We start from the raw sequence: 9829 nt of genomic DNA on the forward strand, positions 1-9829 counted from the left end.
CAATGATTTTCATCAGGCTAGGGTGCGTTTGGGACCCTGAAAGTAGGCCGTAGCGAGCCATAGCGAGTTACGGCAGTGCGCACATTGCCGTAACTCGCTATGGCTCGCTACGGCCTACATGCTGGCGATCATGGAAGCTGAGCACAACGCGCGGGGCGATGCCCACGCGGTTAAACAGTCCATGGCGTTGGACTGAACCCTGGCGGGATCATCTACGGGTTTTATGCGGCCTTAACCTTTTCCGGTTAGGCAATCCCGTCTGATCGCGAACACCTTTGCGGTAACGTAACTTTCAATTGATGCCCGGCTTATCCAATCGGCCGCTGCCATTCTGGCGCACAATCTCTTTGAATCTCTCCGACGTCCGCTGGATGGATGTCGATGCTGCTACGGGGACAGCCTCCACACACATGGATGCAAACCTGGACGTTCACCTGAAGTTAGCAAAGGATTCTAATAACATGAAGTCAAAATTCCTTCGCCGTACCGCGATCGCCGTCAGCATGAGCGCGTTCGCTCTGTCGGGTGTCGCCAATGCGGACCAACGTTACTCGTCACCATCGCGTTGGAACAATTTCCGACCGGCGTTGGACGAAGCACTCGCCGCCGAAGACGCAGCGGATAATCTGCTTGGCGGAATGGCCGAAGATTTGCCTGCACCAAGAATGGCTGCACCGAGAATGGATTCACCGAGGGGCGAATCAATTCAGCAAGGCACGATCGATCGCAGTCGCGTTCAAGACCAGATCCCTCAAAGCTCTTATCAACCTGCTCAATCGAATCATCAGCACGGTTCGGCCCACCATCCAACGCCTGCTCACCAAAACCAGCCAATGGGCAACGTGGTGACAGGCCAACCGCATTACTCGGGCGGCTATCCGCCTGCGTCCTACAGCGATCAGCAACAGTACTCAACCGATCAGCATTCGCACCAGCACATGGGCAACTACAGCACCATGCCAACACCGGCTGGTACGATCGTTGGCAGCGGTGGAATCCACGGCGGTAGCGATTGCCAATCGTGCCAAGGTGGTGCGGGTCACGATTACGCAAACTCGTCGCCAAGCCCGTATGCCCAAGCGATGTCCTCGCCTTGGGACGGCGGATCCTGCGGCGATGGCGGATACGGAAACCATTCTGGTTTCGCGGCTGGACGTGGTGCCGGCTTCGGTGCGGGACGTGGTGCGGGATTCGGCGGCGTGCGCCCCGAATTGTTCCCATGGTTCGGTGGAGCAAACATTCTGTTCTTCGCGTTACAAGAAGGCCAAGGTCGTCCAATTGCGGCGGGGCTGAACTCGCGATTCCGAACAGACGATTTGGACCCGAGCGACCGAGTAGGTTTTGATGTTTCGGCTGGTCGATATCTTGGCTGTGGCCGATACGGACTTGGCGTGAGATTCTTCCAGTGGAATCCTGGAATTGAATCGCACACGGTTCAGGGCAGTGACATTCGAGCGGCTCAACCGCAGTACCGTGATGCATTGTTGAACTTTGGTTCTGGAGCTGAAAACGTTTACGATCATATCGATGGTGAGACCACGGCGACTGTGGACATCGGTGCTGATAATATTCCTGGAACAGCCGACGATATCCAGGGTGGTGCGTATCAGGTTCGCATGACTCGCGACTTGAACTTCTACGGACTAGAGCTCGACTTGTTTAGCTTTGGCCTGATGGGTGCTCAACGTGCAGCATACGCCGGTTGCGGACCTGCAGGTCACGGCCTGGGTGCTGGACTTGGTCTCGGCCGCGGTCGTGGATTGGGCGGGGCTGCTGGCCCGTTGGTACGATCAAATTCAGGTCGAACGCGAATTCGCACCAGTCACGGTATTCGATACTTGCGAATCACCGACGAAACCAATGTCGCATACGGCGTGGACTACGACGATGTGGCTGGTGGAGATGCCAACAATAATGGGACGCTTGATTCGCGTACAACCATCTTCGACGACTTGGACACCGAAAACGAATTGCTCGGCTACCAATTCGGTGGAATGCTGACCTACTGCATCGGCAACCGGATCGATCTAAACATCGGTGGTAAGTTCGGTATCTACGGAAACCGTGCAACGATGGATCATCGTTTGGGAACCGACACACAAGTCGCATACTTGACAGCTGGCGGCACTGACAACATCGACACCCATTCGTCCGACACAGTTCTTGCCACCTTGGGTGAACTGGACCTGGGAGTCGGCTACCGCGTCACTCGTGGATGGACCGTTCGCGGTGGCTATCGCCTGATGGGTATCACCGGTGTCGCCAACGCAGTTGATTCGCGAACCGTCGCGTACAACAACGTCGCCGACCTGGGGCAAGTCCAAGCCGACGACAGCTACCTGTTGCACGGTGCCTACGTCGGAGGCGAGTACAACTGGTAACACTCAGTTGAACGTCAACGAAGAACCCTTTGCAAAGAACCTCGGCCGATCACTCGGCCGGGGTTTTTTTGCGTACCATGCCATCGGGACGGAAAGGAACCTGCATCTGCATCTGCATCTGATATCCACAAACAATCACGGCGTTTCACAAATAACGCTCTCATGCACTTAATCGAAACGCAATTTCGGTAGGTCAGGGCGGACTGACCGATTGGAACTTGAATTGATGGTGCATTCAAAGCACACTTGCAACTTCAATAAAGTCCTCGCTTCCAAGTTGGATATTGCCTGTGTTGTTCCCGCGCCATTTCAGGTTTCGACCGAATCATCGTGACCATTTCGTCAGCGGCCTGGTGGCTTTTCTGTTAACAGTCATGCCAATGCAGTTGACAGGTTACGCGGCCGAAGAAGAAGGATTTCCGATTCAGTTGGTTTCCACTCCAGAGATTTCTCCCGCAGGGACTCATCTGGCTTTCAGTTGGGTCGGCGACATCTGGATCGCCAACGTTGATGGCAGTGGGCTCACCCGAATCACCACTCATGCCTCGATCGATACGTCTCCGAAGTTTTCACCTGATGGAACCGAGTTGGCGTTCGTCAGTTCGCGAACCGGATCCGATCAAGTCTTTTTAGTTGATCTTTCAATCGGCAAACGCGTACCAACCACCGTGGGAACGCCTCACCAAGTCACTCATCACAGCGAAGGCTATCAACTGCACGGTTGGTTTCCTGATGGGAACCATGTGTTGGCCACGGGAATTCGCGACCATGGATGGAAATACCCACGCCGAATGATCCGCGTGAATGTTCGCGAGCGGCGGAATGAACAGGTGCTGGCCGACGCGATCGCGGACCAACCGGCAATCGCCATTGATGGGAATCGCGTGTTGTTCGTTCGCGAAGGATCGCGTTGGTGGCGAAAGGGATACACCGGTGAGCGTGCTGCCCAGATTTGGATCTACGACATCGAAGCGGAAGAGTTTACCGAGCTACTGCATATCGGCGTCGATTGTCGGCACCCCAAGTGGGACGGAGATCGCGAAGCATTTTTCTTCACCAAAGGCAGCTATCTTGGCGCATCGCTTTGTCGATTCGACATGATCACGGGCGAACATACCGAGGTGGCCGCGTTCGATGACGATTCGATTGTGATGCCATCGGTCAGTGCCGATGGAAAGCACTTAATCTTTCGCCACCTGTTCGACTTTTATCACTGTGAACTTGGTGAAGACCGACCGCTGGACAAACCCAAGCCCAAAAAGATTTCGCTGAATTACCAGGGTGATTCGTTGACGCTGGATGATGAAATGCGTCGGCGTCTGGATCGAGCGTCCGATGTAGCGTTCTCAGCAGACGGTCTCGAGATGATTTTCACCAGTGGCGGTGATCTGTGGTCGATGGATACGAAGCTGAAGGAGCCCGTTCGCTTGTCCGACACTCCTGGTTTTGAAACTTCACCCGTTTTGACCGATGAAGCCGCGTTTGTCGTCAGCGTCCAAGAAGGCCAAACCGACATTTGGAAACTAACCCGCCCAGAAGATCAACCGTATTGGTGGCAAACCGAATCGCCACAGTGGACGCGATTGACAAACACCCCTGACGTTGAAAGCAATCTGCAAATTTCGCCCGACGGCAAGCACCTCTACTTCACGCGGATGCCCGGCGACCTGATGCGAATGTCGGTGGACGGAGACCAACCAACGCCAATCGCTCAAGGTTTCTCGACACCCGATTTTGACCTCTCATCATGCGGAACTTGGATCGCTTACACGCTGGAGGATGACAACTTTAACGATGACGTTTGGATCACCAAAGCGGACGGCAGCGGTCAGCCGTACAACGTGTCAAAGCACCCCGATGACGACGGCAATCCACGGTTTTCCAGCGACGGAAAGATCCTGGCGTTCACTGGACGACGAATCGATACCGAAACGGATATCTACTACGTCTATCTGCAAGCCGATCAGGCGGAAGAAACATCGCGAGAGCGTCGCCTGAAGGAAGCGATCGAGACGATGGAGAAAAAGCGAAAGGCGAAACCAGAGTTAGAAACCAAGGATGACCCAAACGAGCAGGATGATGATTCACCCAGCGAAAAGGATGACGACGCACCATCGGATGAAGATAAAGACGAAGAAGACGCCGAAGACGAAGATGAAGACAAGGATGAATCAGCGCCGATTGAGATTGATTTCGACGGACTAGATGACCGGGTCAAGCGGATTTCGGTCGGTGATTCTGACCAGTACAAATTGGCTTGGTCGCCAGACGGCAGCAAGCTGGTGTTCAATGCGTCCATCGATGGGGATTCAGGCATGTACTCGGTCACGTTCCCAGATGAACTGCAGCCTAAGAAATTCAGTGAGTCAACCATTCAGGTTAAAACCTGGTCCAAGAAATCGGGCGGTTTGTTGGGTTTGATTTCGGGCAGTCCCGCCAAATTGAACGACGAGGGAAAGCCGGAAAAATATGACTTTTCGGTTCGTCAAACCTATCGACGCGGTGCCAAGTTTGGCGAGGCGTTCGACCAGGCATGGCGAGTGATGCGTGACCGGTGGTATGACCCAAAGATGGGTGGTCGCAACTGGAACGAGGTGCGTCGTAAATACGAATCCGCCGCCGAAATGTCTGTCACGTCTGCGATGTTCGGGGAAATCATCAAATTGATGTTGGGGGAACTCAATGGGTCGCACAACGGTTTCAATCCCACGCGTGACGAACCGTCATCGCCCCGGCCCGAGTTCATCGACAGGACGGCGCACTTGGGCGCACGGTTCGATTTCCGGGACAATGGGCCTGGCTTGCTGATCCAAGATGTGTTGCCTGATACGCCCGCAGATCGTACCGGCAGCAAACTGAAACCTGGCGATCGGATCATGACGATCGATGGAACCGTGGTCGATCCACTGATGGATCTCACCTTGGTTCTTAACGGACCGATTGATCGTGACATCCTGCTAACGGTTCAGCGCGCCAATGCTGAGAAGAAAAATGATCCTGTCCCAATCACGATCCGTCCGACCAGCTTCGATACTGCACGAAATCAGTTGTATGAACATTGGCTGGAACATAATCGGCGTTTGGTCACCGAAGGAAGCAAGGGGAAGCTCGGTTATCTGCACATTCGGGCGATGAACATGCCCAGTTTTTATGAGTTTGAAAAACAGCTCTATCGCGTTGGGTATGACCGCGAGGGGTTGGTCATTGATGTTCGCGACAACGGCGGCGGCTGGATCACCGATCGCCTGCTGACGGCGCTGACGCAGCCGCGTCACGCGATCACGGTGCCCCGCGACGGTGGCCCAGGATATCCACAAGACCGCATGGTTTACGCAACGTGGCAGAAACCAATCGTGGTCCTATGCAACCAGAACAGCTTTAGTAACGCCGAAATCTTTTCTCACGCAATTCGAAATCTTCGCCGCGGAAAACTCGTAGGAGTCCAAACCGCCGGCGGCGTGATCTCGACCGGGGCGGTACAAATTATGGACATGGGCACCATGCGGATGCCATTCCGAGGCTGGTTCACGGCCGTTGACGGCGAAGACATGGAACGCAAAGGAGCGATCCCACACCATGTAATCTGGCCAGCCCCCGGTGAGATCCCGTCGGGTAAAGACCGTCAGTTACAGAAAGCAATCAAGGTGCTGCTCAAGGAAGTCCGCCGAGACAAAAAGACCAACCCAATGCCCAAACTGATCTACGATTCCAAACGCAAAGATTCATAAACGATCTGACCAAAGTAGCATGGCCCCCCGGGCCGTGTATCGTGAGACCGGAGGCAATTGATCATCAGGAGATTGCTACACGGGCCGGGGGCCCATGCTACTTTTTTCACGTAGCCTTCCAAAACGCTGACGATGGACAAGCAATAACATACGCATCTGTATGTAGCATGGCCCCCCGGGCCGTGCATCGCGAGACCAGAGGCAGTTGATCATCAAGGGATTGCTACACGGGCCGGGGGCCCATGCTACTTTTTTCACGTAGGATTCCAAAACGCTGACGACGGACAAGCAATAACATACGCATCCGTATGTAGCATGGCCCCCCGGGCCGTGTATCGCGAGACCGGAGGCAGTTGATCATCAAGGGATCGCGTCACGGGCCGGGGGCCCATGCTACTTTTTTCACGTAGGCATCCAAAACGCCGACGATGGACAAGCGATAACGTTCGCATCTGTATGTAGCATGGCCCCCTGGGCCGTGCAGATGGAAAGCACGGCCCGGGGGGCCATGCTACTTAGTTCCAAATGGGCGATACAGAATTCGAATCTGTGACCTCTACGGTGTGAACGTAGCGCTCTAACCAACTGAGCTAATCGCCCTGGTGTCAGGGGTGTTTGAATTTAGCTTGCTGTTGGCGTCTGGGCAATGATGGATGTTGATTGCGAGTATTAGTGGCTCGATTTGCGGCGGCGGGCGGCGGATGCTAGGGCTGCGATGCTTAGCAGAGCGAAGGTGGATGGTTCGGGGATGGCGGTGGCGAACGATAGGAAGACGTCGTTGCCTGTGCCGCCGGCGTAGTTGATTGCAAAGTCGTAGCTCTGGCCGCCGAACATGGCTGATACTTGATTGCCGCTGGCGAAGAGTCCCATGACCAAATCGGTTCCACCGTTTTCGAAGATCATGAATTCGTCGCCTTCGGATGGGGCGCTGAACAAGTTTAAGTTTAATGTTCCAGCAAGATTGATCGTGCCGGTCACGTCAACCAAGTCAGCCAGCATGGATTCAGGATCCAAATCGATGCTTAAAATCGATTCGCTGTCCATGGAAAAGTCAGCGGCTGAGAACGTTCCGTATTCCGAACCCATCGCTGAATCACCGGGACGCAATTCGGCACCGGTGGTAAGCGCTAATGTTCCGCCAATGCTGCCGTCACCCGCGGCGACGCCGTTGATGACTGCAAGGCGATTGATTGTGTTCGTTTGGTCGTAGACGACGGTGCCCGCGCCGTCTTGCGTCAGAGTGGGCGGCGCAGCAAGGTTATTGCCTTCGTAAAATCGGCCCACGTCTCCACGTTGGTCACCGCCGATGGTGAGCGAAGCGTTTGCGTTGACGTTGATCGTCGCGTCGCCTCTTAATGCGATTCGCTCGGTCAGCGTGTGATTGCCATCGCTGACGAAAATCGCGCCATTGCCCAAGTCTCCCTGACCAGAAATGTGCATGTGTTCGGCTGATGAGATGCCGGGACCGGTCAACTGCAATGTCGCGCCGTCTTGCACGACTGTTTTTGTCCTAGCGACAAAACCGCCGGTGCCAAGCGCTTCCGCCGAGTTGATGCGTACGAAGCCGTCAGCGATAATAAGCTCGGCGTCGAAGTTACTGTTGTCGCCCGTTAGCGTGATTCCTTCGGGACCTGTTTTTGTGATGTCGTTGGTTCCGGTCAGGTTCGCTCCGACCGCACCGAACCTGTTCGCTTCAATGAAAGCGCCGCCGGAAATCGCAGCCAAGGTTCCGCCCGAAGCAGCGGAGACGATTTGGAAGGGACCGCTCGATTCCGATGTCGGTGCAAACTCGATTCCTGAGAATACGATGTCGTCGGTGACGGTGACGATCGATGCAGATGTGTCGGCGGTGCCAAAGACCGCGACCGGTGGTGCGTCGTTTTCCCAGGTGTAATTGAATCCATTGGCGTAGAACATTGGACGGTCGTTATTCCAGGTCGGCGAAAACCCCGGCAAGTTGCCTGACTGGACGCCTTCGGTCGTGAAGTCACGGTCGAAAGTCACCTTGGTCGGTGCGGCTTGTGGTGTGAATGGTAAGCCTGTTAGAGTTTGAATCCAGTTGTAGTCACTGGCAACATTCGCCTCAATAAAACCGACACCGCCAATCACACCCGATGTGACGCCGGAGATGAACCATTGGTTGTTGTGTTGCAAGAACATCGGTCCCCCGGAATCGCCCGGTGCGGTAGAGACTTCGAACGAAGTTGAGTTTGGACTGGTGTTGTTATTGTTAATAACCAAGCTGGGGCCAAAGAAAGTTGCCTGTGACGAGTCGACAACGTTTGTGCCCGCCCTAGCTGCTTGCCCGAAGGGGCCTCGGTTGGTCTGCGAATTAGCTCGGCTACTAAATTCGCCCCATCCAACTTTCCAAACCAATTGGTTCACGGAATTTTGGTTTGGGTTGGGGGAGATGAACGGGGTGGACGCCGGAAGTTGCTGGCCCGGGTTGAGTTGAATTAAAGCAACATCACTGCCGGCTCGACTGAGGCTGACGCCGGAATAGGTCACGCCGTTGAGTCGAAAAGTGGCGAAGCTTTCGTTCCCTACGACATGTCTGGCTGTCAAAACCCAGCCTGGTGCGATCGCGACCCCCGTCGCTCCACTGTTGATGCCGCCGACCGTGCCCACGCCTTGAAACTGGCCCTGCATCGCCAACGCCTGAACCTCGGCATCAGACAAATTGTCTCGCCAAACGATTGCCAGCGCCGGCGATACGCTTACCAAAGATGCAACGAACGCACTGCCAAGGAAAACGAGAAACTTTAGTGAGTGCAAAGGGCGGGCTAAGCAAAAATCTGGGGCCATCAGATATCCGGCAAACGAAGATGAGGGAAGAATCACAACCTTCGTATCCTAGACTGGGTTCTTCTTGCGTGCTATCACGATCATGCCAGGTTGAAGGACAATCGTGCCGACCAAAGAGGTGATCGGCAGGCCCCTGGTGACGGGGGATTTCCAGGATGCCGTTCGGCCTTCCCGTCCATAAGGAAATAACTAAAGGACACAACCGAGATCACTAGCTCGGCGGAGTGAACTTGGGTGCAGATGGCTTCGACGAATCTTCATCATCCTGATCATCGTCAGACGCGGACTTTTTGGGTTCGTCCAGCTTGGTGACATCGAGAGCTTTCTTGGCCTCGAATTCAGCGACGCGGAATTGCTGTTGGACGTCGTTGAGGCTTCGGCGGAGTTCGCGGTAGCTGCCACCAAGCTTGCGAGCGACCTCGGGAAGATTGCCGCCGAACAACAGGACAGCGATCACACCGATGACCACCATTTCAAATGGTCCCAGTCCAAACATGCTTAAGACTTCTCGATTCGATCAGTCGATTCTTCTTCTTTGTCGAGCGACGATTCAGACATCCCTCGTTTAAATTCATTGGTGCTGCGTCCCAAGTTTCGCATCAGGCTGGGCAGTTTGGACGAACCGAACAGCAACAGAATCACACCAGCAATGATCGCCAATTCCATGGGCCCAGGCCCAAAGCCAAGCAATCCAAAACTATCGAAACTTTCAAGCATCATTTCACATTCTCGCGAAGAGATAAAAGGCCGTTGCCTCGCCATATCATATTCCAAATCCTGGGAACGTCAAAGGGCTGAGAAAGTAGGCCGTAGCGAGCCAAAGCGAGTTACGGCGGTGCGCGAATTGCCGTAACTCGCTTTGGCTCGCTACGGCCTACATGCTTGCGATCAGGAAAATGTGCCGTTGCCACAATG

Annotated in this window: 5 protein-coding genes and 1 tRNA gene; 2 read left to right on the forward strand and 4 right to left on the reverse strand. The window is 54.6% G+C overall.

What is annotated here, in order from left to right; all coding sequences use genetic code 11:
- Nucleotides 1-461: 461 nt before the first annotated feature.
- The gene (locus RC85_RS23640; protein WP_149752512.1) at nucleotides 462-2381 is read left to right on the forward strand and encodes a BBP7 family outer membrane beta-barrel protein; all 1920 of its coding nucleotides are present in this window, start codon (nucleotides 462-464) and stop codon (nucleotides 2379-2381) included.
- A 374-nt stretch (nucleotides 2382-2755) separates the two neighbouring features.
- Nucleotides 2756-6109, forward strand: a complete 3354-nt coding sequence (locus tag RC85_RS23645; protein WP_162273255.1) for a S41 family peptidase — start codon at nucleotides 2756-2758, stop codon at nucleotides 6107-6109.
- A 526-nt stretch (nucleotides 6110-6635) separates the two neighbouring features.
- On the opposite strand, the gene RC85_RS23650 is transcribed toward RC85_RS23645, so the two are convergent.
- The 4 genes from RC85_RS23650 to RC85_RS23665 form a co-directional block, all read right to left on the reverse strand.
- Nucleotides 6636-6709, reverse strand: a tRNA-Val gene (locus RC85_RS23650).
- A gap of 69 nt (nucleotides 6710-6778) precedes the next feature.
- Nucleotides 6779-8884 carry a trypsin-like serine protease gene (locus RC85_RS23655; RefSeq protein WP_068267217.1) on the reverse strand — a complete coding sequence of 702 codons (2106 nt, stop codon included), beginning with the start codon at nucleotides 8882-8884 and terminating at the stop codon, nucleotides 6779-6781.
- 241 nt (nucleotides 8885-9125) lie between these two features.
- On the reverse strand, nucleotides 9126-9410 hold the full coding sequence (locus RC85_RS23660) for a Sec-independent protein translocase subunit TatA/TatB (protein ID WP_068267218.1): 285 nt from the start codon (nucleotides 9408-9410) through the stop codon (nucleotides 9126-9128).
- Nucleotides 9411-9412: 2 nt separating this feature from the next.
- Nucleotides 9413-9634 carry a Sec-independent protein translocase subunit TatA/TatB gene (locus RC85_RS23665; RefSeq protein ID WP_338060591.1) on the reverse strand — a complete coding sequence of 74 codons (222 nt, stop codon included), beginning with the start codon at nucleotides 9632-9634 and terminating at the stop codon, nucleotides 9413-9415.
- Between the last annotated feature and the right edge of the window lie 195 nt (nucleotides 9635-9829).

The organism is Rubripirellula obstinata, assembly GCF_001642955.1.
Classification (GTDB): domain Bacteria; phylum Planctomycetota; class Planctomycetia; order Pirellulales; family Pirellulaceae; genus Rubripirellula; species Rubripirellula obstinata.